The sequence below is a fragment of the Bradyrhizobium sp. 137 genome, assembly GCF_023074095.1.
Lineage (GTDB): Bacteria > Pseudomonadota > Alphaproteobacteria > Rhizobiales > Xanthobacteraceae > Bradyrhizobium.
The window spans coordinates 1-25,899 of the sequence record NZ_JADPKU010000127.1 but is presented as its reverse complement, the minus strand read 5'-3'; the positions used below and the strand labels follow the sequence as shown (position 1 = coordinate 25,899).

Genomic DNA, 25,899 nt, shown 5'->3' with positions numbered 1-25,899 from the left:
TCTTCTTCAGGTTGGATGGATCAAGCCACCTGGGCCTTTGCCATCGGCACCATTTCGCGCCCCTTCAGGACGTCCATGGCCGCCAGGACGCCGCCGCTCCGGTGCGGGATCTTTGCAAGATCGAGGCCCATCTCGACGCCGGCGAGCGTGCCCATCAGCATCAGATCGTTGAAATGGCCGATATGGCCGATGCGGAACACCTTGCCCTTGATCTTGTTCAGTCCGGTGCCGAGCGACATGTCGAAGTTCTCCAGCACCACCTTGCGGAAGGCGTCGGCGTCGTGTCCTTCCGGCACGCGAACGCCGGTCAGCGCCGGCGAATGCGCGACAGGGTCGGCGCACTGCGTCTCAAGGCCCCAAACCTTGACCGCGGCCCGCGTCGCCGCGCTGTGACGCTTGTGGCGGCTCCAGACGTTCTCCAGCCCCTCCTCTTCCAGCATCTTGACTGCTTCGCGCAGGCCGTAGAGCAGGTTGGTTGCCGGCGTATAGGGGAAGGTGCCGAGCTTGTTGAAGCTGATGACCTCCTGCCAGTCCCAGTAGGAGCGCATGCCGGCGTTGGCCTTCGCCACCGCGAGCGCTTTCTCCGAGACGGCGTTGAAGCCGAGCCCCGGCGGCAGCATCAGACCCTTCTGCGAGCCGGCGACGGAGACGTCGATGCCCCAGGCATCGTGCTCGTATTCCATCGAGCCGAGGCCGGAGATGGTGTCGACCATCAGCAGCGCCGGATGTTTTGTGCGGTCGAGAATCTTGCGCACGTCGAGCGGCGGCGTCGCGCAGCCGGTCGACGTCTCGTTGTGCACGACACAGACCGCCTTGATCGCGTGCTGCTTGTCAGCGGCAAGACGCTTCTCGATCTCGGCGAGATCGGCGCCATGACGCCAGTCGCTCGGAATGAAGTCGACGTCGAGCTTGAACTTGTCGGCGATGCCGCGCCACAGCACGGCGAACTGGCCGGTCTCGCACATCAAAACCTTGTCGCCGGGCGCGAACACGTTGACCATCGCCGCTTCCCAGGCGCCGGTGCCGGACGAGGGGAAGATGATCACGGGTTGCTGGGTGCGAAACACCCGCTGCATCGAGGCGAGGACCGCAAAACCGAGCTCGGCGAACTCCGGACCGCGATGGTCCAGGGTCGGCATGTCCATCGCGCGCAGCACCCGGTCGGGCACATTGGTCGGTCCTGGAATCTGTAAGAAATGCCTTCCAGTATGCACGGTCATCGGCGTCCTTCCCGGTCTAGCCTTGGTTGGTGGGCGCCGAATAGCACCATTTGACCGGCTTGTCCCCTCCTCCAAGAGGGTCCGTCCGTGCATAACGGGCCGACCTGCCCTCGGATACCATCCTCTTTCACCGCGACCACTTTACGTGCCGACGACCTTCAGATGCGGCGATGCATTGCCCTGCGGGCGCTGCTCCAAGAGCTTCATCGCGACTTCGACGCCGCCGGCGCGATGCGGCACGCCCGCAACCGACAAGCCCATCTCGACGCCGGTGAGCGCGCCGAGCAGCGTCAGGGCGTTGCATTCGCCGAGATGGCCGATGCGGAAGACCTTTCCGGCGACCTTCGACAGGCCGGAGCCGAGCGACATGTTGTAATTGTCGAGCACCACTTTCCGGAACTGGTCGGCATCATGTCCCGGCGGCATCAGCACGGCCGTGAGCACCGGCGAGTACTCGGCCGGCTCCTGGCAGAGGATCTCAAGGCCCCAGTGCTTGACGGCAGCGCGCGTCGCAGCAGCCATCCGCTGGTGGCGAGCGAACACGTTGTCGAGGCCCTCTTCGAGCAGCATCGCGATCGCCTCGCGCAGGCCGTAGAGCAGATTGGTCGCCGGCGTGTAGGGGAAGAAGCCTTTCGCGTTGGGCTTGAGCATCTCCTCCCAGTCGAAATAGGAGCGCGGCATCCTGTTGGTCTTTGACGCAGCACGGGCCTTTTCCGAGATCGCGTTGAAGCCGAGACCGGGCGGCAGCATAAATCCCTTCTGCGAGCAGCTGACGCTGACATCGACCTTCCACTCGTCGTGGCGGTAGTCGACCGAGCCGAGCGAGGAGATGGTGTCGACCATCAAGAGCGCCGGATGCGAGGCGCGATCGATCGCGGCGCGGATCTCGGCGATGCGGCTGGTCGCACCGGTCGATGTCTCGTTGTGCACGACCATGACGGCCTTGATCGCATGCGCGGTGTCATCGGTGAGCCTGGCCTCGATCACGGCGGGATCGGCGCCGCGGCGCCAGTCGCCCGGAACGAAATCGACGTCGATGCCGAAGCGCCCGGCCATCTGCCGCCACAGCGTGGCGAAATGGCCGGACTCGACCATCAGCACCTTGTCGCCCGGCGACAGCGTGTTGACGATCGCGGCCTCCCAGGCGCCGGTCCCCGACGAGGGGAAGATCACGACGGGAGCTTTGGTCTGGAAAATCTTCTGACTGCCTTCAAGCACGCCCTGGCCGAGCTCGGCGAATTCAGCGCTGCGGTGGTCGATGACGGGCATGTCCATCGCGCGCAGCACGCGCTCGGGGACCGGGCTCGGGCCTGGAATCTGGAGGAAATGGCGTCCCTGATGCATGGAAACCTCCCGGTCGGCGGGCTCTCGACGGCCCCCGTCGGCTACTTTGCATTCATTCTTTGTCCTTTCAATCGAATTTTGGTATTCGATTGTGACCGTCGACGCGACGGAACAGGCAAACTACTGTGCTGCAAATGAAATCCACGATTCCCGACACCGGGGTTCCGATTACCCCGCCCAGCCTAAATGGCGGCGATCGCCAGGAGGCCTCGCTTCATGGCGAGATCCTGCTGCGGCTGCGCGATTACGTGGTCGAGGGCAACATTCCGGAAGGCGGTCGCGTTCCCGAGCGGCAGCTTTGCGAGATGCTCGGAATCTCCCGCACGCCCCTGCGCGAAGCCTTGAAAGTGCTCGCTGCCGAGGGGCTGATCGAACTTTTGCCCAACCGCGGCGCGCGGGTGCGCCAGCTCAGCCAGCGCGACCTCGAGGAGCTGTTCGACGTGATGGCAGGACTGGAGAGCCTCGCCGGGCGTCTCGCCTGCGAAGCCATTACCGACGCGGAGATCACCGCGATCGAGCAGCTGCATTACGAGATGTACGGCCGCTATCTGCATCGCGACATGCACGGCTATTTCCAGGCCAACCAGCGCATCCATGAGAGCATCGTCGCGGCCGCGCGCAACGAGACGCTGAAGGCGGCTTACGCCAACTTCGCCGGCCGGATCCGGCGCATCCGCTACTCCGCCAATTTCGCCCGCAAGCGGCAGCGCTGGGCGGAGGCCATGCGCGAGCACGAGGCCATTCTCGATGCGCTGCGCCGCCGCGCCGCGAGCGAGCTCAGCGACATCCTGTTCCAGCACCTGCGCAACAAGCGGGCGGCCGCGATCGAGCACTTGACCGAACCCCGAGAGGACGCGCCGGTCTCGTCCTGAAGACGGCCGGGTTGCTCATTTTGAATTCACAATATAATCGAACACGAAACATAGTGAATAACTCAGCAAGGCTGGGCCACCTCGCTGGATCGGTCCGGGATCAGGGATGACAAACGCTTCCTCGCTGGAACGGCGCCTGCGCGCGGAAATGACCGGGGACGTCCTGTTCGACGGTTTCAGCCGCGGCCGCTACGCGACCGACGCCTCGTTCTACCAGATCATGCCCGCCGGCGTGGTCGTGCCCAAGACCATGGATGAGGCCTTCCTATCGCTTGCCATTGCCCGGGACGAGGGACACAAGGTCACCCCGCGCGGCGGCGGCACCTCGCAATGCGGCCAAACCGTCAATGATGGGCTCGTGGTCGACCTCTCCAAGCATCTGAACCGGATCCTGTCGCTCGACGTCGAGAGTCGCACCTGCGTGGTCGAACCCGGCATCGTGCTGGACGATCTCAACCGCGCGCTTAGAAAGCATGGCCTGTGGTTTCCCGTGGACGTCTCCACAGCCTCCCGCGCCACCATCGGCGGCATGGCCGGCAACAATTCGTGCGGCGGCCGTAGCTTGCGCTATGGCACCATGCGCGACAACACGCTGTCGATGGAGGCCGCCCTTGCCGACGGCACGCTGAGCCACTTCGGCGAGGTCTCACGCGATCTCTCCGATGTCGAGGCCGGCGACAGCACACGGGCCCTGTTCCGCGACATGCTCGATCTCGGCGCGCGCGAAGCCGAGGAGATCGCGGCGCGGTTTCCCAAAGTGCAGCGCCGCGTCGGCGGCTATAATCTCGATGCGCTAGTGCCGCGCAACGCGCCGAACAACATGGCGCATCTGTTGGTGGGCTCGGAGGGCACCCTCGCCTTCACCACCAAGGTTGAGCTGAAGCTGTGGCCTGTGATCCGCAACAAGGCGCTCGGCGTCTGCCATTTCGGCAGTTTCTACGAAGCGATGGACGCGACCCAGCATCTGGTCAAGCTCAAGCCGATCGCGGTCGAACTGGTCGACCGCACCATGATCGCGCTCGGCCGCGACATCGCGATGTTCGCACCCGTCATCTCCGCAGCCATCAAGGGCGATCCGGATGCCGTGCTGGTAGTCGAGTTCGCCGAGGAAGACCAGGCGGATAACCTCATCCGCCTCAAGCAGCTCGGTGAGCTCATGGCTGATCTCGGCTTCGGCTGGAACAACGACAAGCGCAAATGGGGCGGAGTGGTCGAGATCACGGAGCCGGCACTCCAGAGCGGCATCGCCGATTTCCGCGCCGCCGGCCTCAACGTCATGATGTCGATGAAGCAGGAGGGCAAGCCGGTCTCCTTCGTCGAGGACTGCGCCGTGCCGCTGCCACACCTCGCCGACTACACCGCACGGCTGAACGAGGTGTTTGCCAAGCATGGCACCAGCGGCACTATGTATGCGCATGCATCCGAAGGCTGCCTGCATGTGCGGCCCGTGCTGAATCTCAAGTTGGAGAAGGACGTCAAGGCGATGCGCGCCATCGCCGAAGAGGCGTTTGCGCTGGTGCGCGAATACAAGGGCTCGCATTCCGGCGAGCATGGCGACGGCCTGGTGCGCTCCGAATTCCACGAGACCATGTTCGGTGAACGCCTCGTCGCCGACTTCAAGGACGTGAAGCAGCGCTTCGATCCCGACGGCGTTCTCAATCCCGGCAAGATCGTCGATGCGCCCAGGATGGACGACCGCTCGCTGTTCCGCTACCGGCCCGACTATCGGGTCGGCGAGCTGAAGACGAGGCTCGACTGGTCCGCCTATCCCGGCGCCGGCGGTGGTTTCCAGGGCGCGGTCGAGATGTGCAACAACAACGGCGCCTGCCGCAAGCTCGAGGGCGGCGTGATGTGCCCGTCCTACCGCGCGACGCGCAACGAGAAGGACGTCACGCGGGGCCGCGCCAATACGTTGCGGCTCGCGATCTCCGGCCAGCTCGGCCCCAATGCGCTCTCCTCCGACGAGATGATGGAAACGCTAAAACTCTGCGTCTCCTGCAAGGCCTGCCGCCACGAATGCCCGACCGGCGTCGACATGGCCAAGATGAAAATCGAAGTGCTGGCCGCGCGCGTGGAGTCCCATGGCCTCACGTTGCGCGACCGCTTGGTCGGCTACCTCCCGCGCTATGCCGGCCTTGCATCCCGTTTCGCGCTGCTGGCGAATTTGCGCAACAGCAGCCCGCTCTTGCGAAAACTGTTCGAGCGCTTTGCCGGCATCAGCGCGCGCCGTGCCCTGCCCGCCTTCCGCAACGATGTGTTCGTGCCGCCGGCTGACAGCGTGGGACCGGAGAGCGGCCGCGAAGTGGTTCTGTTCGCCGATACGTTCAACCGCATCTATGAGCGCGAAAATCTCGACGCAGCGCTGCGCGTACTCGTGGCCGGCGGCTATCGCGTGCATCTGCCGAAGCCGTCGAGCGGCAGTCGCGCGCCGTGCTGCGGCCGCACGTTCCTGTCAGCCGGCCTCGTCGACGAGGCCAAGGCCGAGCTCGATCGTCTCGTGGCCACCTTCGCGCCCTTCGCCGCGCGCGGCGTGCCGATCATAGGTCTAGAGCCGAGCTGCCTCTTGACGCTCCGCGATGAGCTAGCCTCGCTACGCAAGGACAACGACGCCAAGGCGGTCGGTGCCCACGCGTTGACCTTCGAGGAATTTCTGGTGCGCGAGGCCGAGGCCGGGCGGCTGCAACTGCCGCTCGGTAACCTGGCCGACAAAGCCATTGTGCACGGCCATTGCCACCAAAAATCCTTCGGCGCCTTCAAGCCGGTCGAGCAGGTGCTGCGCCTCGTCCCCGGCCTTGAGGTCGAGACCATCGAATCGAGCTGCTGCGGCATGGCCGGCGCGTTCGGCTACGGTGCCGACACTTACGATGCCTCGATCGGGATGGCCGAGCTGTCACTGCTGCCGGCCGTGCGGCGCGCGGACCAGACTACGCTGGTCGTCGCCGACGGCACCTCCTGCCGGCACCAGATCCACGACGGTGCCGGGCGCGAGGCCCTTCACGTCGCGCGGGTGCTGGCCATGAGCCTCGATCGCGCCGGACCCAATTCCAGTTCTCCAGCTACAAAGGAAACCAGCCATGGCTGACCTCACCCTCGACACCGCCCGCAAAATTCTCGACGCCGCCTTCGCGAAGGCCGGCGAGCTCAAGCTGAAGCCGCTGGTCGTCACCATCCTGGACGCGCGCGGCGTGCTCAAGCTCGCCGCCGCGCAAGACGGCACCAGCCTGATGCGCGGCGAGATCGCGCACGGCAAGGCCTATGGTGCGCTCGCGATGGGGATGGGTTCGCGCGCCTTATTCCAACGCGCGCAGGAGCAGGCCTTTTTTATCGACGCGGTGAACACGATCGCCAAGGGCGCGTTGGTGCCGGTCCCCGGCGGCGTGCTGATCATGGATGGCACGACGCTTTTCGGCGCCGTCGGTGTCTCCGGCGACACCTCCGACAATGACGAGGCCTGCGCGGTCGCGGGCATCCAGGCGGCGGGGTTGAAGGCGAATGCAGGCTAGGACTCACCAGCCGAATGACAAAAGAAGACAGCTAATCCGGATGCTGGTCGCTGATCCCTACCGATGCGATCCGAGAGACCGGCTGTGACGTTCTCGACGAGACGGTGGGGCTTGAGCATGGCTGTTCGCCGTCGCGCCTACAAGGCAGCTTCGACTGATCATGCTCAATGCCTGCCGCGACGACCTTTCGCCAAGACCATGAAACGGGCTATCGCCTCGCGCGATCGGACTGGAACGCATCCTCGCAGCTGGCTCTATCAACTTTCAACAAGCCGCTGGCACGAAGTTCGACGCTAAAGTTTAAGCTCGCGACCGTCGATGCGTTGGACGCGAAGGCCTGATCAGGCCGCGCTTGCCCGCTTGCCTCGTGGTCATGGTTTCAGGGCAGACGCAGTTGCCAAGGTGAAGATCGCATGTCGCTGGACATTGAAAAAAATGGGCGGAGCGAGCGGATTTAAACCTCCGCCCCCTGCGTCCCGAACGCAGTAGATATCTTCTAAGTTATTGATCTTTCTTGGTATGGGGCTGGATCGGTCGCATTCTGTTCACGGTCATTTCACACAATTCGTTGCGAATTCGTTGCGGCGTCCTAGACGAGAACGGGGCTTGCGGGAGATCTGAGATAGTTGGATGCGGGCTAGCTCCTGGCCGCCGGCAACGCGGCCCCTTTCCAAATCCTAGCTTCCAAATGAACAGCCGAGTGGAGCGCTAAGTCCAGGAACTCCGCACCAACGTCTGGCTTGAGCGAACGCCAGAATGGCGGAATCAAAATCAGTTCGATTATCTAATGATTTCAAGTCGCATTTGGAAGAAACGGGCCAATTCGCCTCTAGTAATATCAATTGCTTAGCAGGCATTTCCAAATAAGCACGCGCCTCTCCTAGCGAGGAGCTTAGCCGACTACATGCTGCTGGCGTGAAAGCGTCCACCGTCAGCACATCGACCTTTAGGTCGTGTGGACAGTTACCTTAACCAGAGCAGAGTTGCCGCGATAGCCGATTGGAGCCAAACATTCTAGGCGAGGAGCAAGAACGAACCCGGCAGGCGGCATGAACTCGAGATGGCTGCCGGAGAGTGTGGCAGTGTATTCGGGAGCCCGTTTTGGATGGTGTGCTGAAGCTGACGACGTTCCAAACGCATGCCTGCGGTTCGCCGTAGTGGCCGAGCGATGGGTCGACTTCTTCGAGACCAAGATGTCGAGTACCTCCCAACACCCCGAATGGGTGCAGTCAGTCAGCCGCCGCCCAATTCCTCCAACCCTGATCGCCTGGCTGTTCGTGTGATGGTGCAACTGCCGTGATCATTTCGGGTGGGCTGTACTGCCGATTCAATGCGCTAGTCTCCAATCACCATCTCGATCAACTTGGCAATTTTTTCGCGCGTGAGATCTCCCGAATTGGAGATATACGGTTCCACGTCGGGCGCGTAAACGTAGGGAACGCCCTTGGCAGTCCGGCTATCTCCGATTCGAGTCACGACGATGTTTCCGTAGGCGGTCGTGATGCTGGTCGGCGCGCCGTTGCCGATGGTGAAGGACACCCCGACTGGCCTGTGGTCATTCATCTCGATCTGAGACGCAAAGGAGAACTGAGCATCGCCCAGGTGACGCTTCAACTCCGAAAGAAACGGAATAACTTCCCGCTCCAGAGCGAGTTTGCAATACTCAACATCGGCTTCCCTCTTGTCGGCGTTGTCGGCAGCAATGCCGCTTTGTCGTTGCTTTTCGGCCAGTGCGGCAGCGATCTTGCCTCGAAATTTGTGAGCTAGTTCCTCGGCATTCATTTGCTATTCCAATCTCGGCTAAGCGTTGCCAACCCATTGAGCGCGGTGACTGTGGCTTAGAAGCGTCTCCGCTGCACCGCTTCTTGGAGCACCGATCGAGTGCGTAGATCGAAACGGGTGAATTTACCGGGAGCGAGGCGGATGGGCTTGAGGTCGGGATCCGCAATGCTCTAGACTAGAAGAAAACTTCTAGCGCGTTTTGAACAAGGCGTCGTTTTCGGTGCGCCACTTTTGGTCGGATAACCACTTGTAGTCCTGATCTGGCATGAGGGGCACGGTTTTCATGACCTCTTTGGTGACCGGGAGATAGAAGCTCGCACGGTCTTGCGAAACCATGATAGACCGGATTGGAACGACGATACTGTCCTTTCCGGCCGTGAAAAATCCTCCTGAGGCCACCACCGCGTAATCACGTCCGTCTTTCGTCCCGAACACGATGTTCCTGACTTCGCCGACGATTTTGTCGTCCGAACTGCGGACTTCCGCGCCGATCATCTCATCAGTCCTCAGGCCGGGGGCAAGTTCATCGATCCTTAAGAGTGGTTTCGCGTCTTTTTTGCTGCGATTGCCGAGGACAGCCCCGCGCTTCATCTTCGGCTCGCTGGCGGCGATTTGCTTGTCTGCCTCTTCTTCGTCGTTGTCGCCCAGCGATCCCATCGGAGGGCCTGCGATCAGTTCGCGGATATTGGCGAGGAGTCGCTCACAATCCTCATGACGCCCATAAGACCGAAGCGTCATCGCGGCATCTCGGAGACTGCGAAGATCCCGCACGTACTGGCTGTTGGCAGGACCGCGAAAACGCGGGTTTTGTTGGACCGCTTCTTCTAATTTCGCGTCGGCAATTTCGCATTCTGCCTGAGCTGCCGAGATACCAATTAGTCCGATGGCAGCGGCTATAGCGATGGTCTTAGAGGTGATCATAAGTATCTTCCAAAAAAGAGGCCTAGGAGTCCGCAAAATTTTCGTCCACCTGAAGCTCTACAAACGGCAGGCCGCTTGGAGGTCTGCATCGACGAGATGTCCGCCAAGATGGAGGCCGTGCGCTCAGGCCCGATGGCCACGCGAGTGCGACGGCGGATAGGCCGCCTGCGCGTCTGACTGAAGTTGCTCGATCGCACGGTGCCAGTATTCGTCTGCTCTCCCTTCCTGTCGCCCCTCCAGCTCCCAGAGATGATGTGCTCGCTCCCGTATGCGGCGTTCCAAGTTGTCGGCCTGGTGCCGTTCGTTGATTTTTGGTTCGTCGGACATGCAGCTTAACCTTTGGTTTTGCTGGGCTCGATGACGGCGCAACGAGCCCTACTGGGGCGGCGAGATGCGCCGCGTATTAAGAATGAACAGACCGGTGAAGAAGACGAGATCTCACACGGGGGCGCTAACTGAACTGAGCGGCACATCCAACGCATAGGTAAATCCGGATGGCTCGTAAGCGAGCTGCACTCGGCCATTCAGCTGCTGGCCGAGAGACTCCATCATGCGGGTCCCGAAGCTTCGGCGTGTCGGAGGCTGGACTATCGGCCCACCTCGTTCGGTCCATACAAGTTTTAACCGTCCGTTCTGCGCGTCTACGGTCCACGCCACTTCGACATGCCCCTCCGGCACCGACAGCGCACCAAACTTGATGGTATTCGTGCACAATTCGTTGAAGGTCATTGCCAGCGCGATGACGGCGCCGGCAGCTATTTTGATGTCCGGCCCATTGAAGTGGAATCGTCTGGCACCATGGCCGTCATATGGCTCGGTGGCGCTGCTGAAAGTATGGGTTAGACTGGCACTTGACCAGCTTACCTGCATCAGCAGATCGTGGGCACGCCCCAGCGCGGTCAACCGGCTCTCCATTGCCTTTTGTCCCTGCTCGACGCTGGTCGCCGTCCGAAAGCTCTGGGACGCAATTGCGCTTACGGTTGCCAGTGAATTCTTGATGCGATGATGGAGTTCGCCAATAATCAGCTTCTGCAACTTATCGGACGCCTCGCGCTCCTTTGCCTCGACCCCGGCTTGCTCCAGCAATGCCTTGGCGTCCACCGCGGCTTGGTCGAGCAACAGACGAAGGCTCTCGTTTTCGGCGGACATCGCCGACGCGGCATCTGGCACCGCGCTTGTCGTTGGAACAATCTTCAATGCGCCAAACCCCACCATTCCCTGAAGTTCCGCGATCAACTGTTCCACGTGGAGAGGCTTGCCAAAAAACCTGCTGTCTTCCGGCGTATCCGTACCCGATGGTTTCACCTCACCCGAGACGAGAATGATCTTGATGGTCGGCCATCGCTCATGCACTGCATGCGCCAGCTTCAAGCCGTCTATGCTTCCGGGCATCTGAATGTCAGTGAGCAGCAAAGATATGTCGGAGCGAGTTTCCAGGATGGAAATAGCCTCATCGGCATTGACAGCCTCAACGGGGTGAAAACCGGCATCCTCGACGATGTCCACCGCGCGCATACGCAAAATCATCTCGTCTTCGACAACCAGAACGTTGGGGACTTGGGTCGGGTCTATGGTCATCGGTTTCTCCAAAATGGAAAGCAGATCCGGCCGCGGTGTCGCCGCCCCCGCATCCGCGCCGCGTGAGCTTTGATTGGTCGGGAGTAGCTCGACAAGTTTCAGCGGCCGCTGGATACGAGGCGGACCTGCAGCACTGGCGGACCGGATCCTTGGCTGCGCAAGCAAGGCGAGGTAAAGTTTGGCCAGACCTGAGTTGAGCACATTGTTGCCCGGAGCCTGTCCCCTTGGGCCAACGCGGCAGTTTCACGCGCTTCCACCGTAAGGGCGGATCCCGGCAACGCCAGGACGATGGTGGCCAGTATTGCAGAGAGGACTACAGCCCCCACAAATTTTAGCATTAATGCTCCTGTCGCTCCCTCACTCAAGGGAACATGCAGACAACAACCACCATTAGAATTTGTTCCTCTAATGCAACTTATAAGTTATTAAACGTCATCTGTTATGCAGCACGTTTTCGTTTCACAGCAGCAAGAGTAGCTGAGAGCTTGTTCAACGCGTACGCCAGCGAAATTACGGCTGCGCAAGTCGCCTCTCAGGTTGCAAAGGCTCATTGAGACGCTCTGACCGTCGCATCGAGGCTCGCGGAGACGCGTTTCAGGATGCCGCTGCGTAAGCGCAAACTGCAAGGGCCGTCTTCCGGCGACGCGGTCCTCAATCTTCTCCGGGAGCGACACCGGACTAGCCTTCAAGGACGTGCCCCAAAGCTTTGAGCGGACGCACGCGATCGCTAACGATCTTGAGGATGGCCAGCATCGGAACGGCCAGGATCGCTCCGGGCACCCCCCACATCCAGAACCAGAACACCAGCGAGAGGATGACTAGCACCGGGTTCAGGGTGAAGCGCCGGGCAAGCAGCATGGGAGTCAGGGTTTCGCCTTCGGCGAGGTGGATGCCGAAGTAGAGGGCCGGAGGCAGCAGCGCCCACCACAAGCTATCGAAGCTCAACATGCCGGCCAGGAGGAAGATGACGGTCCCGAACAGCGGTCCTAGAATTGGAACGTAGTTGAGCAGGAAGGCCGCGGCTCCCCACAGCAAGGGGTCTCCAAGTCCGCAGAAATACATCGCAACGGCCGTTGCAATTCCCACTGCAGCATTCATGGCGGTGATTGTAAGAAGATAGGCAGATATGTCCGCTTCGATCTGCTGAGAGATGTCCACCGCCTGCCTCTTGTCGCCGAAGTTCGGCAAGACCTCGACGATGCGTCGCAGAAAAATGTCTCCGGCAACCAGAAGAAAATAGAGCACCAGAACGGTCGTAAACAGGCCATCGATAACAGCCCGCGTTCCAGCGAATAGCGCGCCGGTAAGGCCGAGATCGTTACGGACCGCAACGGTGGCGCCCTTCTTCTCGGGAGCGTCAGCGACGTGCTCGGCCTGCTGGATGACTTTCTGCAGCGCTTCGATCGGGCGCTTCAGAACGACCAGGTGAGTTTCGAGGCGAGGCAAGCCCTCTGGCAATTTCTCCGCCCAAGTCGCGGCAGGTAGCGACAAGGCTGCCACAAAACCCACGAGGGCTCCCATGACCATCAAGATCGCCAAGAGCGCTCCGATGGCACGGGGAAGACCGATACGCTCGAGCAGACGGACGGCGGGTTGCAGAATGAGCTGCAACACGAAGGCGAGCACCACGGGCAGTATGATTGAGCTTGCCACATGGACGGCTGTCAGCACGGCTAGTGTTAACAGACTACCGAGAAAGAACGTCTGCGGACTGGACGGCAGCGGCATGTCCGTATCGTCGGCCGCCTGCGGTGGCGAGGCAGCAGGTTGCGGCACGCCGACATTCGGCCCTGGCGACGAGGGGAGTTCGTGCGGCAACTTTGACAGTGAGACCACGACGCTTTCTCCATCGCGATATTGGGCTTGTCACCCCGACCAACTGAGGCAGCTTCAAACGGCCGGGAAGGCGATGCCGCTTCAGGCCTCTAGTCACATAAGCTAATCGGCCCGGCTTCACGGTTCGGTCACAGCGGGCCTGTTCGCCAATTGGAGACAAGAAAGCACACGTTCCCTGTGGGAGCTTTCCTAGGCTCTGGCAAACCTGCGTGGCGCGTTTCCGCCGATGTCTGTCTCTGCAGCAGCCTCGTCGATGGCCGCCATCAACTGCACCGTGGCAGACTGCTGGATCATGTGCCCTGCACCGGCGATACGGTGCAACTTGCTATGAGTGACTTCACCGTGCAGCCTAACCGATTGCTTGTTGATATCGATGAGACGATCCTCATCGCCGGCAATGATGATGGTGGGCATCTTGAGGTGGTCGTAGGTCTTCGCCGACTTGAATGCGGCGGGTATCATCAACGTCGCCTCCGCCGCGCTGGCGCGCATCTGCGAGGGTCGCAACACCAACTCCTTGGGGAAGCCGGCGAACTTGTCTGGGACTGGCGACGGGCCGAACATCTTGCGCAACATGGAAGGCCATAGGAGGCGGCCCGAGATCGGCGAGATGGTGTGACTGACGGCATCGCCGATCCAAGGTGTCGCAGACATCGAAGATGCCGCCGCGTCAACACGGACCGTTGGAAAATAGTAACCCGACGCCAGCACCAAGGCTTCGACAAATGATGGATGTCTTGTCGCCAGCGCAAGAGCAACCGCCGCACCCCATGAGTGTCCAAGCACGATCGCACGCTGGACGCTCAGCCGATCAAGCGCTTTTCTGAACAGATCTGCCTGTGCTTCCGGGGTCCAGATCACGTTTCTTGGCCGCGAGCTGTGTCCAAATCCAGGGCGGTCAAATACGATCACCCGAAACCTGTTGGCCGCGAGCTCGATCAGGCCGCTTGATTCGAAATCCTGGATCATGCTGCCGTTGCCGTGCAGGAGCACAAGCGGACGCCCATTGCCGCGTTCCACGTAGTGCAACCGGACGCCATCGATCTCCAAGAACTGCCCACGGGGCGGGTTATCGCGCTCCGCTTTCTTTGCGACTCGTCGGTTTACGATCGCTAGGGCACCGAGAAGGGAGGCTGCCCCGGCAAGTGCTATGAGTGCGGGATGTCTCCGCAAGACAGTCGTGTAGTCGGACTGGAGGGAAACGGCGCGTGTTCGCGGGAGTGCCATGTGCAGTACCTCATGTGATCTGCACGATGACTCAGGCGAATTGAGAAATGTTGCAGCTCATCGTCAACGGTCGCCGCGGAGCCTTCGTTCCTAACGCGACTTGGAGAGCATCATTGTCACTCCCCGGCCCAAGATTTACTCTTACTGATCAGTCGAGTGCTGGCGTCCAGACATGATGACGAGGAACATGTCGACGTTCGTCTCGAGCTCGCTCGTTTTGGGACATGCAGGGAGAACAGCCGGCTCAGACAGCCTTTGCATTTCGACCGATCTGCCGGCCAAACTGCCGCGCAACGCGAGCCGTTGCTCGGGCATCACGATACAGACAGACAGTTGGCTGCGCCAATCGGAAATGAAGCCATTGGCCGGCGCCCGCTCCGTTGGTCAGCGCAATACGAGCTCAATCTGGCCGCCCTCAATAACCCTCGTCGCTAGAGCGTCGCGCGCCATCTTTTCGATGGCCGGCCAATTCGAGAGAAGGTACCTCTGCGCCTGAGCTTTCGTCGGAAAACCGGTTTGCAAAACGCAAGTCTGACGCACGTTTCCATTCGCGATTTGGAAGGATACCCTTTGAGGTCCCTCCTGAATCTCTCGCTCGGTTGGCTCGGGAAACTTGCGCATCGTACTCCTTCACGGGTTGCCGAAAAGATTTCGTTGGCGAGGGTTACGACGACCTCCGCACCTAATGACGCGAGCCCGCTGCTCGATCCGCGATGCCGAGGTCTGGAGCAAGGTTGTCAGTCAGACGCGCTTTAAGCGGCGAGACCAAGTCGTTTGGCCGAGCTCGATGGGTATCACATGGCTATTGCTCGTTCGTTCCGCAAGTGACCGTGGCAAGAGCCTGCATTCCGCTTGCAAACATAAGGGGTCAACTGGCAGTAGCCCCTACACGGGTCAAGCCGACGCGCGGTCCGCTGTTCTGCTGACAGCCTACGGCTCTAAGGGAACAAAGGGTGGAACGGCAGCTTGAACCTGGCGGCAGAACCAAGAGACTGGGAGCCGCGAAGAAAAGCCGTTCGGTGTAACGCCCGGCGGCTTTTGTTTGATGGGCATCTCTCGAGACCTGTGCGGTGTCATCCCGCAAGCCGGGACGTCTACAGCGCGATTGCAAATGCCTCCCCTATCTGGGGCAGTCTGTGCGGACATGAACGTCAAGCAAGGGCCCGAGCTCAGAGTACCTGACTGCGTTCTGCACGACCCACGCGAGCTCGCCGCACCTTCATCTGTGCGCAACCCGGGAGAGCTGATGTGGTCGTCCACTGTCGCAGCAATACTGCCCTCTTCGCGTCGCCCCCGTGAATTGCATCACGTCTGCTTTACCCCTCCGTAGTTGAACTCCGATGCGACAGGACGGAGGAACACTTCACCCCCAGTCGGTTTGGTTCCGAGTACTTGCGGGACGCGCTGCTTCAACACTCACGCGCATCGGAATTGGCATGGCTTCCGTCAAAACGGGGCTGAACAGATACTTCACATTGATTGAGCGTCGAGTGCCCACGAAAGTGGGGACCTTCATTCGCTGGCTGCGAGAGCCTCCCAATATCTGGATCCGTTTCATTTTCGCCGGGGTACTTATTCTCGGGGGCGTCCTCAGCTTCCTGCCCCTCTTCGGCCTCTGGATGCTCCCCCTTGGACTGCTTCTCATTGCGCAGGACATTCCGATCCTGCAGAAGCCTCTGCTCGCCGCGCTGCGATGGATTGAGATGAGGTGGAAGCGGCTAAGGCGACGTTTCAGAACGGAGGCTTCATAACAGCGACGAGACCAGTCGCGCGAAGCAAGCCAGAATGACGCGACAGTGCCGCTCGCGGCATCGGCGCAAATCCTCGTATTTGGAACGTTGGGTTGAGCCGGGCTTGGTCCGGCAGGAGGTCACCATGACCAGAGCATCAGACCACGGCATCATGCGCACCCGCGGAGAAGACCAGCCGGTAGACGGGGAGCGCGCCCAATTGACTCAAAAGCTTGAGCTTGGCCACACGCCCCCTGTGATCAAGGAAGAGGCGAACGACCGGGACTAAACCGCAATTTCCTGTCGGCATCGGGGGCGTCCGATCCGGGCGCGCTGCTTTCTGATGCTGCCCGCAGCGATGGCTCGTTTCGAAAGCATCAGAGTGCGGGCATTCTCCCTTAAAAAGTTGCGTGTTGATGCTTTCCAGTAGGTCTCGTCCACCTGCTGAGGATTGGCGATCCCGCCTGCGGTTTAGAAAACTTACGCAGTCTGAAGCGAGTTTCTATGAAAATGGGAAGTGTTCGTGCGGGAGGAACGCCCACTGAGATGGTCGAGCCGCGTAGCGTCCGGATCACTGGTATCCTCTTCCTGAACACCAGCATCAAAGCCGCTCCCGGTGCAACGAATCCACGTGACTGGCGGGCGACTGCGGCTTGTCACCTGTGGTCTCTTTGCCACGGCGCGACCATGGCCCGTGCGATTCCATGCCTCGGCGCTGCGGACATAGGGGCTCGGCCGAGGCCTGGTTGAAGCGGGTCGGCCCGGCAGAACGTAATCGGGATCGCAGTCTCGATCTCAGATCTCGGATACGGCCCCAGTTCGGTTTGTCGACAGCCGACCTCTGCCAGCCGCAGCCTCTTCCCTAGGAACTAGTAGCAAGCGACAGGATTGGTGCCGTGCTCCGGCTCCAGGTCCCCCTTGCGCTGCCGGAGGCGTCCCAGCGGCCCCAGCCGCCAAAAGCTGGGGCCGTTTTTTTGTGTCGACCAACCGCCGTCGAGTTGGCCTTCGCCTAGCAACTGCGGGCGGCGGAGATATGGGAAGCTTTCCGCGCCTGGAAAATGCCATGCGAGAATGTTGCGTACATGGTCGATCTATCCGGCGCTGCTCGCACAGTTTACGGGCTCGATTGTCAGACAGGCCAAGAGGCGCGAGGCCGAGCGACAAATTTCTGAATGCGCACCTTGTTGTGGGGGCGTGGAAGAGGGCCCCGCGGGCTCGCTCGACTGTGGCGAGAGCTCGGACTACGCGGCGAAATGCATGCGAGCTACCGCCTTCTGTGGCTCTCAAGAAGTAGCAACCTTCCTTTTCGAGCTCCTGCTGATTGCTGTCACCCGTCTCGATGATAGGAACAATGTCGAACGTCGCCGTTTAAGGTCTACCCGCAGTGACCTCTATCTGATCTCGAGCCGCTGGCTGGATTATCTCGGCAAGGTCTACGATTAAGGCGGCACAAATGGTACGCGTGACATCTGTCTCCTGGACGGCTGAAAAACTTGAGCGCCTACAAGAGCTCGTCAGCGAGGGTGCTTCCGTCGCTCGAGCAGCAGTTGTGCTGAGACGATCCATGTTTTCCGTCCAGCAAAAGGCGCGCGAAATCGGCTCGCCGTTTCCCACGCAGAGAACTTTGCGCGGGCGAGCGTTTGCGAAAGGCACCGGTGCATGACGATCCGTTCCCGACGCGAAGTCGTCACCTTCAACCATCCGTTCCGAATAAGAGGCATCGACCGACAGTTGCCAGCCGGCGTCTACGAGGTCGTCACGGACGAGGAGATGATCGAGAGCCTTTCATTCGCGGCATTCCGTCGCGTTGCTACCGTGATCAAGGTGCCGGCGGAAGGCTCGGCTGGATTGACGATGGAGGCCATCTCGATCAGCCCTGCCGACTTGTCGGACGCGCAGCGTATCGACGCAAGCCCATCCAACAGCTAACAAGCCGCTTGACCTCTTAGCCATCCTGATCTGGACGCCTCATATTTCGAGAGGCATCTGAGAAGGAGGTCGCCTTTAGGTGGCCGGCCTCGGCGAGCACGGCGACAACGCTTGGGCCGCATGTTGCAAAATTGATAGATCGATTCAAGGAAGCGAGATGATGGGCAATTTCACGGTGAGGGTCGCTCGTATTGAGATGATCGAAAGCAACGAACGAGGTGAAGACATTCGTTTGACGTTTCACATCGAAGGGCATCAGACCAGTTTCAACTTGCCGATCTTCCTGAACTCTCGCGAGTTCGACGACACTGAAGTCGTCAAGATCGCCCGCAGCAAGTTACATGATGTTTTTGATCAGCTTTGCAGTCAGTGCCAGGATTGGCAACTATCGGAAGACGAGCGTAGCCAGCTGGCAGGCATTAACGTGCGGCCATCGACGCGGGTCTAGATGTCGCAAGATCCTTCGCTCGATGAAGGTGGCTCTTGCCGAGCTTTGGTCGGAGCTGGGTCGAATAAAGAGGCGGCTGACTGAGGCGTCCTCAATGCTTGGTGCTCACATTTCGATATACTATAGAAACGCAGAACAAGGGTTCATTCGTCGAGCGCACTTCGACTGCTAAATCGGGCCGCTCACGACGGGTTTCATTTGGCGATCCCGGCAATGTATGCATCGCCTCTAGTTCGGCGGCCTTCTGATTGGGCAGGCGTAAACCTTGATCGTCTGCAAAGAAGTCTCGGCCACTCTGGATGTCGAAGAAATAGCGTTCCATGACGACTCCCTAGTTGCATGCAGTGAGCTGGCCCCGCAAATCTGATCAGTGCGATAAGTGGAGTTTCTGCCTGACGGCGGGCAAGATTGACCCGCGAGTCAGGAGAGACGATGAGCAGACGAGCACGGCGGAACCACACTCCGGCCTTCAAGGCGAAGGTGGCGCTTGCCGCCGTCAAGGGTGACCGCACGCTGGCGCAACTAGCGGAGCAGTTCGACGTTCACCCCAATCAGATCACATCGTGGAAGGCCCAGCTCGAAGGCAGCGCTGCCGATGTTTTCGGTCCGGGCGGCGGGAGTCGGATCGCCGAACCCACCGTCGACGTCAAGTCGCTGCACGCCAAGATCGGCGAGTTGACGCTGGAGAACGATTTTTTAGAAGGAGCGCTCACCAAGGCGGGATTGCTGAGCGTAAAGCGATGATCGACCGTGAACACGATCTGCCGATCAGCAAGCAGGCGGAAGCTCTGAACATCAGCGGCGGCAGCGTCTACTATCTGCCGCGTCCAGTGCCGCCCAAAGACCTCGCGCTGATGCAACGGCTCGACCGGCTGCATCTGGAATTTCCCTTCGCCGGTTCGCGAATGCTGCGAGGCCTGCTGGCTGCCGAGGGGTGCAAGATCGGCCGCCGGCATGTCAAAACGCTAATGCGGCGGATGGGGATAGAGGCGCTCTACCGCCGTCCGCGCACCACCCAACCCGAGCCCGGCCACAAGATCTATCCGTATCTGCTGCGCGGTATGGAGATCACGCGTCCGAACCAGGTCTGGGCGATGGACATCACCTACATCCCGATGGCGCGAGGCTTCGTCTATCTGGCCGTGGTGCTGGACTGGGCGACCCGCCGGGTTCTGTCGTGGCGGCTGTCGATCACCATGGAGGCGGCATTCTGCGTCGCGACACGGGAGGATGATGGCCCGTCACGGCAAACCGGAGATCTTCAACGCCGACCAAGGCTCGCAGTTCACCGGCGCGGCGTTCACCGGCGTGCTCACCGACAACGGCATCGCCATCAGTATGGACGGCCGGGGCGCCTGGCGGGACAACGTGTTCGTCGAGCGGCTGTGGCGCAGCGTCAAATACGAGGAGGTTTATCTGCGGGCCTACGAGAACGTCAGCGAAGCGCGTGCCTCGATCGGCCGATACCTCGACTTCTACAATGGCCGCCGTCCACATTCGAGCCTTGACGGCAGCACACCGGATCACGCCTACTTCACCTCGCTGCCGCTCCGCACGGCAGCCTAACCCCGGCAGAGGCTCCACTTATCGATGCGGAGATTCTGTTCAGACAACCGGGACCGGCTCACAGGAAGAGTAAACTCGCCCTCTAAGCGCTTCGACGCCACGGGAGAACGCCTCAGTCGGTCGTAGAGGACAATAAACGGGTGGTCAGATCGTTGCTGGAATCACTCCGCGCGGCTGCAGCCCGACGACCTAGTAGCTTTCTTGCCGATTCGCGCCCAAGCGGCTTCTCTTAATTAGCTGAAACAGTGACTTCCACGGTCATTTTGGAGTAAGTCGATCCCAAGTAGCTTCCGGACACCGGCATCACTTGTCGAATGTCCCGCGCAACAGCAACAGGGATCAAATTGTGGCCTCCTACACTACGGTTGGTCGGGTCGAATGTAATCCATCCTGCGCCCGGAACGTAGACCTCGGCCCAGGCGTGGGTCGAACCGGAACCCGCTGAGCCCACCCGGCTCATGTCTGGGTCGTATAGGTACCCGGAAACAATTCTACTCCCGAACCCAAGGATACGAGCGGCTTCCACGGACAGCGTCGCCATATCTCTGCACGTTCCGATGCCAAGCTGGAGTGTCTCATCCGGAGAATGAGTGCCCTCGGCATCCCGGGCTTCGTAGCGTATCCACTGTGTGACCCCTTGGTTCAGGTCTTTGAGCAGGGACAAAGTGTCCGTTGTGCTGCCGAGCACAAATGATCGAGCCCACTTTCGTAACGCATCGCCGCCATTCAGGTACTGAGGCGTGGCGAGTGCTCCCAGGTCCGTCCACTCTTCGTCGCTGTACCGGAATGGATAGGAAATGGCCGAGGCAGCAATGGGAAACACGGGCCAAGCGCTGGAGGTCAGCTCAACCTCTGCAACACTTTCTAAAACGAGCTTGTCTGTCATGGCCATGAAATTGGCCATCGCCACAGCATTTCCGAAGACGTCTTCGGCCCAGGTTATCTCACAAGAGGGCGTTATTTGAAGATCATGAGAAAGAAGCCGCAGGTCGCGACCTTCGCGAGGGCGCAGCAATAATCGATGCGCGTTGAGGCCGACCGTGCTTTCAAAGCGATATTCCGTCCAGTGTTTTATTCTTAGGGCTGTCAACCGCGACTCCTGACCGCCTCAACTTTTACGGTGGCATGTCGAAGCAACGGCCGTGACCAGCCGCCGCGCGTCGACAGGTTTGTGCAGGCAAGGCGCATCCTTGAGGTCCGGCGGGATGATCGCGGAGTCGTAGCCGGTCACCAGGAGGACCGCGACGCCGGCAGCTCGCAGCGCTCTCGCGGGCTCGAAGGTTGGACCCTGGCCGAGGTTGATGTCAACCACTGCGCAATGAGGATGATTGTCTTGTAGCGCCTGCAAAGTCTCCTCGAGGTCCCGACAGGGGCCAAGCACGTGCGCGCCGGCGTCTTCCAATGTTCGCTGCGATTCTTCGGCGATGTAGAAATTGTCTTCGAGCACCAGAACGGAAACGCCGGTGAGCGGATGGGGCGCAATCATGTAGCGACCCCTGAAGGTTGAATGTTGCGATAGGCGACCGGACTGTCGGATTGAAAGATGCTCTCTCCCTGGGCGAGCGGGAATGCGATTGTGCAGCAAATCCCATCTCGTTGGACATCCACGCTCCCCTGTCCCCGCAACTCGTAAGGTACGCGTTTGGTGATCAACTCGGTCCCGAACCCGATTCGACGGGGTCCTGCAGCCGGAATGACGGATACGCCATGCTCTTGCCAGGTCAGGCGGAGCCAATCCTTTTCTCCGTTGCGCTCCCGCGACCAAAACACATTTAAGTGGCCGTCGGGCTGGCCCAGGGCTCCGTACTTCAGCGCGTTCGTGGTCAATTCATGGATTGCGAGGGTGAGAACTTCCGCCGCCTTGGGCGGCAGCGTCACCGCGTCTCCTGAGATCGTGAGACGCTCCTCTGCAACGGCGTGAGTGAGGAGCTCTTGGCGGATCAGCCCGTCAAGATCAACCCCAACACCTGCCCCGCGGGTCAGCAGTGCCTGTGTCCGTGCCATAGCTGTGATCCGGCCCTCCAAGTCACGCCTGAATTCTTCAACAGAGGCGCCATCGCCCTTGGAAACGATCGATCGCACCATGGCCAGTACGTTGCGAACCCTATGCTGCAGTTCGGCGAGGAGAATGCCTTGGCGTTCTTCGTTGCGCCGCCGCTCGGTGGTGTCCTGACCGATCTTCATGAATCCGCGCACCGTGCCCTGCGAGTCACGCAGGGCCACGGTTTGGCCGTCGATGAACACCCGGTTTCCTTCCTTCCGCCGGTGCCACCTGACGTTTGGCGCGGCGCCATGCTTCCGAGCCCCCTCAGTCTCCATCACTGGGACCCCGGCCTCCTGGTCTTCGTCAGTGAACAGCACAGCGCCGGACTGTCCGATGATCTCATCGGCCTTCCAGCCGAAGATCGCCTCGGCGCTGGGGAACCAATCGGTGATGATATCCTGCGGGTCGCTAAGAAAGATGGCGTAGTCGCGGGCGTTCTCGACGATAAGCCGAAAGCGTTCCGTGTTGGTCTCAGTCTCGCGGATTTTCCGCAGCCGGTCGATGACCGGGCCAAGGATCATGGCGTAGGTGCGCAGAAACTGGATGTCGTCGTCTCCGAACTCACGGGTCTCGCGCGCATCGACCTGCAGCAGTCCGAAAGCATTGCCCCCCGGCAGGAAGATGGGCACGTTCACAAGTGCAACGACACCATGAGCCTTCATGAAGTCCGGAAAGTCGAACCGGGTCTCCTTGACGATATCTCGCGTGACGACCGGCTCGCCCTTGTCGAGGGCAAAGCTTTCCGATGAACGTTCATGGAGGGGGATGCGGGCCTTGCCAACAACGTCCGGTGCCCAACCGACGCCCGCGAGGACGACGGCGCTGCCCCGCTCGCGCTCAATCTCCAAAACCTTTGCAAGATCCGTATTCAGGGCATCGGCAATCAGCCGGCATCCCTCCGTCAGAATGGCTGCAAGATCCTCGCAACGAAGGACGAACTCACCGAACTTTGCGAGCGCGCGCTGGCGATCACTAGCCTGATTTCGACTGGTCAACGCCGGCCCTCATTCGGAAATTGTTGGAAGCACCAGAGCCTATGCTCCCGGGAAGAGTATACTCCCAACGGTGGCCAGAGTAGTCGGTTCCTCTCGGCGCTTAGTGGAACTATTCAACCTAGGCCGCGGGGGGCGACCGAGAACCGGCCCGTCGCCCGACGCGCGTCGAACGGCGGACCGTCCCGGGTGGATAGCGCGTCTAGATCGCGCCACAGACCAACTGCGCAACCTCTTCCTTCAGCGTGTAGTTCCTATCATGCATCAGCAGCGTTAGTTCGCAGCAACGCGATGTCGAACAGTCGGTGTCGGCAAGGTCGAGGACAAAATTGTCGTGGTCGAAGGCTTGAGGGACAGGCGAGCGTTGCCGTCGCTCAAAGGCAGCCGTTAGGCTCCTCCGGAGGACGTTCGCTCTACCGCCCGCTCCAGACATGCCGCTGCGCTGCCGACCACGAGATGGGCCACGACTAGAAGTCGCGGAGCGGCGCACCTTTGTCACAGCGAAGAATTCTGATGGAGATAGGTCGGATCGAACTGGCCCAACCGTTCCAGCCGCTCCTTTTCAAGCAGATAGAAGGATTTCCGCTCCGTCGTGACGAGACCCTCGTGCCTAAGCTGCTGGAGGGTTCGGTTGAGGTGGACGACAGATAAGCCGAGGCAATCGGCCAATTCGACTTGCGTGATCGGAAGCTCGAATGAGCCGTTTGCGGTCCGGCCGATCATTTCAAGTCGTGCATGAATCTCTGCAAGCAGGTGCGCCATACGAGGCAGCGCTTGCCTGCACCCGACGTTAATGATCCATTCTCGGAAAATCGCTGAATCGATCAGCGTCTCGCGCCAGAGCGCGGCCGATACGTTTGGCCGCCGGCGGATCAACTCGCGCAGCGCATCGTGCTGGATGAAGCCTAGGGTGCAATCCGAGAGGGCAGTTAGGTCATGATCCATGACCTGCAGGTGCAGAGCCTGAAGGTCGGGGATTTCTCCCGGAATATGAATCGAGAGAATTTGGCGTATTCCATCCGGCGTGAGCTTGGACCTAAACGCAAACCCATCCACGATCAGGCAGGATTCCGAAGGCCGATCACCCTCGCGCACGAAGCAATGATGGGCCGCTACCCGCTGGCCGCGGATAGGAAGTTGTTGAATAGCCAGAATATCGTCTTGATCCAGCCGATTGTTCTTTTTGAGTTTCAGGACGAGCGCAGCCGTCAAGGTACTGGGCATCACACGCCACTCCTTGCTTGAGGAAGCTTGAGCCGGCATGGAACTGACCGCTCCGACCGACAAGGCGGGAGCACAACACTCTCGGCCGCTGGCGCCCAAACTTCAGCCAGCGGTGAGGTGATAAGCATAGGTTAAGAGGACGGTTCCAAACCAGCCCATGTTAATTGCGGGCCGTTGCGTGTTCGATTTCAAAGCGCAACGAGACCAGCAGAACGGGGCCGAATTCACCGCGAACTTCGATTGCCAGAGTCCGGACGACCGAACCAGGCAGCACGTCCTTGGCGAAGTCCGGTTCAGCGCGAGGCAATTTCAAGAAGCGCCTTGCCTCCGCGGCCACCTCGCGGAAGTCGCGCAAGCCCAGACTTTCGCGGATGATGTCGAGGAGGTCGCCATGCTCACCGGTCGCAGCATCTATCCACTTGCCAGGTCGGCCTTTAGGTGCCGCACGAACAGCGAGCGGCCCGGGGTGTTGTGGACGTCGCCGACGACCCAGTACCGACCCGACCGCTTGCCATTGGAGAGATAGTGTCGGCACACCGCCTCCGCCTCGCGCGCGAGGCGGCGTGCCAATTCAGACGCATCGCGAGACATTACGCAGCCTCCTGCTCGCCGATGGGTGCAAGCGGATAGCTGTCAAGCACTTTCGACTGGATCTCGGTGCCGCTTGCGTCCGTGGGCACGAACATGCGCAGCTTCCAAGAGATGATCTCGTCTCCATTGATGCCCCCTCGCGCACGATAAAAGGAACGGCTTGCGCCTTCGCCATTCGCTTCTGCATCGTGAGAAGTCCGAGCGCGCGGGTAGCGAAGACCGTCCGCCGGCACCTCAAGCATGCCAGTCTCGTTGCCTTCCGCCTCCACAATCGGCCGTACATTGAGGCTCTGCAGCAGCGAACGGTGCGTGATACTTTGGCGAATTGCTCGATCGAACTTCCGGCCGTGAGCCGCCGAACGTTCGATTGTCTGTGTACCAGTTTGTTCGAGGGGGATGTCGCGCGAAGGCGACAGGGTGATCTTTTGGACAGCCTCCGTCATCTCGATGCTCCACGACGGGTTGCCGGGAGCCACTCTCTCGGCCTCCAACCCATCGCGGAAAACCGCCGCAACCCTTTCACTCTCCTCCCGCCTCCCGCGCCGCTGGTGGTCATCATATCGACCTCAGGCTCCGGCAAGGATCCAAGGAGTTAGTTCAGGACCTTGCGAGCTTGTGAAGAAGCCCGCACCATCACGTTGTTCTTTCGAAGGCTGTCGTATAACCCGCCACGGCAAGCTCGGCGTTTGCATCAGAAAATGCGACAATCTACGACGCAGCCGCCTTTCGTCCCATTCTTGATGGGATTGAGGTGCCTAGGGCTGCAGGCGTGACCAGGCGCGCGCCAATGGCAAGTCGCCTCAACTGAAAATGGCACCCGGAGAGCGTGAGCATAGCGACCCGAAGGGGCACGCGGGTCCGAGTGCAGCGACGAGACCGGTTCAATAGCGGCACCCGGGAACGGGGCAGTGATAGCGATCGCCGCAGGCGAGCCCCTTTCCCGAGTGCCCCCGGCGAGGAGCTCCGCAAGTCTTTGCGCGAGGGATCGAAGCCGGACGGCGTGCGCCGTTGAGGCGTGGAGAAGAAGGGAGTGTTCGAAAGAATGGAGCCTGCTGGTTATGGCTCTTACTTGCCCGGCTTACCGGTGTCGGA

General features: G+C 60.5%; 20 protein-coding genes and 4 pseudogenes. 9 read left to right on the top strand and 15 right to left on the bottom strand.

What is annotated here, in order from left to right; all coding sequences use genetic code 11:
* Window positions 1–20 precede the first annotated feature (20 nt).
* Together IVA78_RS31295 and IVA78_RS31290 are read right to left on the bottom strand one after the other, a co-directional pair.
* Entirely contained in the window at window positions 21–1,220 is a 1,200-nt protein-coding gene (locus IVA78_RS31295; protein WP_247422092.1) for an aminotransferase class V-fold PLP-dependent enzyme, read from the bottom strand.
* A gap of 141 nt (window positions 1,221–1,361) precedes the next feature.
* Window positions 1,362–2,564, bottom strand: coding sequence for an alanine--glyoxylate aminotransferase family protein (locus IVA78_RS31290; protein WP_247469351.1), 1,203 nt, complete (start codon window positions 2,562–2,564; stop codon window positions 1,362–1,364).
* A 134-nt stretch (window positions 2,565–2,698) separates the two neighbouring features.
* On the opposite strand from IVA78_RS31290, the gene IVA78_RS31285 reads away from it, so the two are divergent.
* From IVA78_RS31285 to IVA78_RS31270, 4 genes and pseudogenes are all read left to right on the top strand, one after another.
* On the top strand, window positions 2,699–3,436 hold the full coding sequence (locus IVA78_RS31285) for a GntR family transcriptional regulator (RefSeq protein ID WP_247469349.1): 738 nt from the start codon (window positions 2,699–2,701) through the stop codon (window positions 3,434–3,436).
* Between the two features lie 106 nt (window positions 3,437–3,542).
* Window positions 3,543–6,518, top strand: a complete 2,976-nt coding sequence (locus tag IVA78_RS31280; protein WP_247469348.1) for an FAD-binding and (Fe-S)-binding domain-containing protein — start codon at window positions 3,543–3,545, stop codon at window positions 6,516–6,518.
* Window positions 6,511–6,939, top strand: coding sequence for a heme-binding protein (locus IVA78_RS31275; protein WP_247422097.1), 429 nt, complete (start codon window positions 6,511–6,513; stop codon window positions 6,937–6,939). The genes IVA78_RS31280 and IVA78_RS31275 overlap by 8 nt, the downstream gene beginning before the upstream one ends.
* 50 nt (window positions 6,940–6,989) lie before the next feature.
* A pseudogene (locus IVA78_RS31270) lies at window positions 6,990–7,161 on the top strand (caspase family protein); the annotation flags it as partial.
* A gap of 1,113 nt (window positions 7,162–8,274) precedes the next feature.
* Here the strand turns inward: IVA78_RS31270 and IVA78_RS31265 are convergent.
* From IVA78_RS31265 to IVA78_RS31240, 6 genes are all read right to left on the bottom strand, one after another.
* Entirely contained in the window at window positions 8,275–8,721 is a 447-nt protein-coding gene (locus tag IVA78_RS31265; protein WP_247459175.1) for a hypothetical protein, read from the bottom strand.
* Window positions 8,722–8,910: 189 nt separating this feature from the next.
* On the bottom strand, window positions 8,911–9,642 hold the full coding sequence (locus IVA78_RS31260) for a PRC-barrel domain-containing protein (RefSeq protein WP_247278866.1): 732 nt from the start codon (window positions 9,640–9,642) through the stop codon (window positions 8,911–8,913).
* A 123-nt stretch (window positions 9,643–9,765) separates the two neighbouring features.
* The gene (locus IVA78_RS31255) at window positions 9,766–9,969 is read right to left on the bottom strand and encodes a DUF2934 domain-containing protein (protein WP_247469345.1); all 204 of its coding nucleotides are present in this window, start codon (window positions 9,967–9,969) and stop codon (window positions 9,766–9,768) included.
* Window positions 9,970–10,080: 111 nt separating this feature from the next.
* Window positions 10,081–11,220, bottom strand: a complete 1,140-nt coding sequence (locus tag IVA78_RS31250; protein WP_247469344.1) for an HWE histidine kinase domain-containing protein — start codon at window positions 11,218–11,220, stop codon at window positions 10,081–10,083.
* A 678-nt stretch (window positions 11,221–11,898) separates the two neighbouring features.
* The gene (locus tag IVA78_RS31245; protein ID WP_247469342.1) at window positions 11,899–13,056 is read right to left on the bottom strand and encodes an AI-2E family transporter; all 1,158 of its coding nucleotides are present in this window, start codon (window positions 13,054–13,056) and stop codon (window positions 11,899–11,901) included.
* Window positions 13,057–13,245: 189 nt separating this feature from the next.
* Complete coding sequence (locus IVA78_RS31240; protein ID WP_247278870.1) at window positions 13,246–14,283, bottom strand: alpha/beta hydrolase; 1,038 nt, start codon at window positions 14,281–14,283, stop codon at window positions 13,246–13,248.
* Between the two features lie 1,875 nt (window positions 14,284–16,158).
* Between IVA78_RS31240 and IVA78_RS31235 the strand changes: the two genes are divergently transcribed.
* The 4 genes from IVA78_RS31235 (at window position 16,159) to IVA78_RS31220 (ending at window position 18,390) form a co-directional block, all read left to right on the top strand.
* The gene (locus IVA78_RS31235) at window positions 16,159–16,302 is read left to right on the top strand and encodes a hypothetical protein (RefSeq protein ID WP_247459170.1); all 144 of its coding nucleotides are present in this window, start codon (window positions 16,159–16,161) and stop codon (window positions 16,300–16,302) included.
* A gap of 782 nt (window positions 16,303–17,084) precedes the next feature.
* Complete coding sequence (locus tag IVA78_RS31230; RefSeq protein WP_247469340.1) at window positions 17,085–17,456, top strand: hypothetical protein; 372 nt, start codon at window positions 17,085–17,087, stop codon at window positions 17,454–17,456.
* Between the two features lie 216 nt (window positions 17,457–17,672).
* A complete protein-coding gene (locus IVA78_RS31225; RefSeq protein WP_247278872.1) occupies window positions 17,673–17,942 on the top strand; it encodes a hypothetical protein in 270 nt (89 codons plus the stop codon).
* Window positions 17,943–18,021: 79 nt separating this feature from the next.
* Window positions 18,022–18,390: a hypothetical protein gene (locus tag IVA78_RS31220; RefSeq protein ID WP_247459168.1), complete on the top strand. Its 369-nt coding sequence runs from the start codon at window positions 18,022–18,024 to the stop codon at window positions 18,388–18,390.
* A 91-nt stretch (window positions 18,391–18,481) separates the two neighbouring features.
* On the opposite strand, the gene IVA78_RS31215 is transcribed toward IVA78_RS31220, so the two are convergent.
* Window positions 18,482–18,712 (bottom strand): hypothetical protein, encoded by a 231-nt coding sequence (locus IVA78_RS31215; RefSeq protein ID WP_247469338.1) that lies wholly within the window; start codon window positions 18,710–18,712, stop codon window positions 18,482–18,484.
* 110 nt (window positions 18,713–18,822) lie between these two features.
* Here IVA78_RS31215 and IVA78_RS31210 point away from each other — a divergent pair.
* Window positions 18,823–19,956, top strand: a pseudogene (locus IVA78_RS31210) (IS3 family transposase).
* Between the two features lie 229 nt (window positions 19,957–20,185).
* Here the strand turns inward: IVA78_RS31210 and IVA78_RS31205 are convergent.
* From IVA78_RS31205 to IVA78_RS31180, 6 genes and pseudogenes are all read right to left on the bottom strand, one after another.
* Window positions 20,186–21,046, bottom strand: coding sequence for a transglutaminase family protein (locus IVA78_RS31205; protein WP_247278874.1), 861 nt, complete (start codon window positions 21,044–21,046; stop codon window positions 20,186–20,188).
* Between the two features lie 18 nt (window positions 21,047–21,064).
* Window positions 21,065–21,442 (bottom strand): response regulator, encoded by a 378-nt coding sequence (locus IVA78_RS31200; protein WP_247278875.1) that lies wholly within the window; start codon window positions 21,440–21,442, stop codon window positions 21,065–21,067.
* Window positions 21,439–22,995: a PAS domain S-box protein gene (locus tag IVA78_RS31195; RefSeq protein ID WP_247469335.1), complete on the bottom strand. Its 1,557-nt coding sequence runs from the start codon at window positions 22,993–22,995 to the stop codon at window positions 21,439–21,441. The genes IVA78_RS31200 and IVA78_RS31195 overlap by 4 nt, the downstream gene beginning before the upstream one ends.
* A gap of 492 nt (window positions 22,996–23,487) precedes the next feature.
* Window positions 23,488–24,216 carry a Crp/Fnr family transcriptional regulator gene (locus IVA78_RS31190; RefSeq protein ID WP_247278893.1) on the bottom strand — a complete coding sequence of 243 codons (729 nt, stop codon included), beginning with the start codon at window positions 24,214–24,216 and terminating at the stop codon, window positions 23,488–23,490.
* Window positions 24,217–24,508: 292 nt separating this feature from the next.
* A pseudogene (locus IVA78_RS31185) lies at window positions 24,509–24,807 on the bottom strand (DNA primase); the annotation flags it as partial.
* Window positions 24,808–24,940: 133 nt separating this feature from the next.
* Window positions 24,941–25,250, bottom strand: a pseudogene (locus IVA78_RS31180) (DNA-binding protein); the annotation flags it as partial.
* Between the last annotated feature and the right edge of the window lie 649 nt (window positions 25,251–25,899).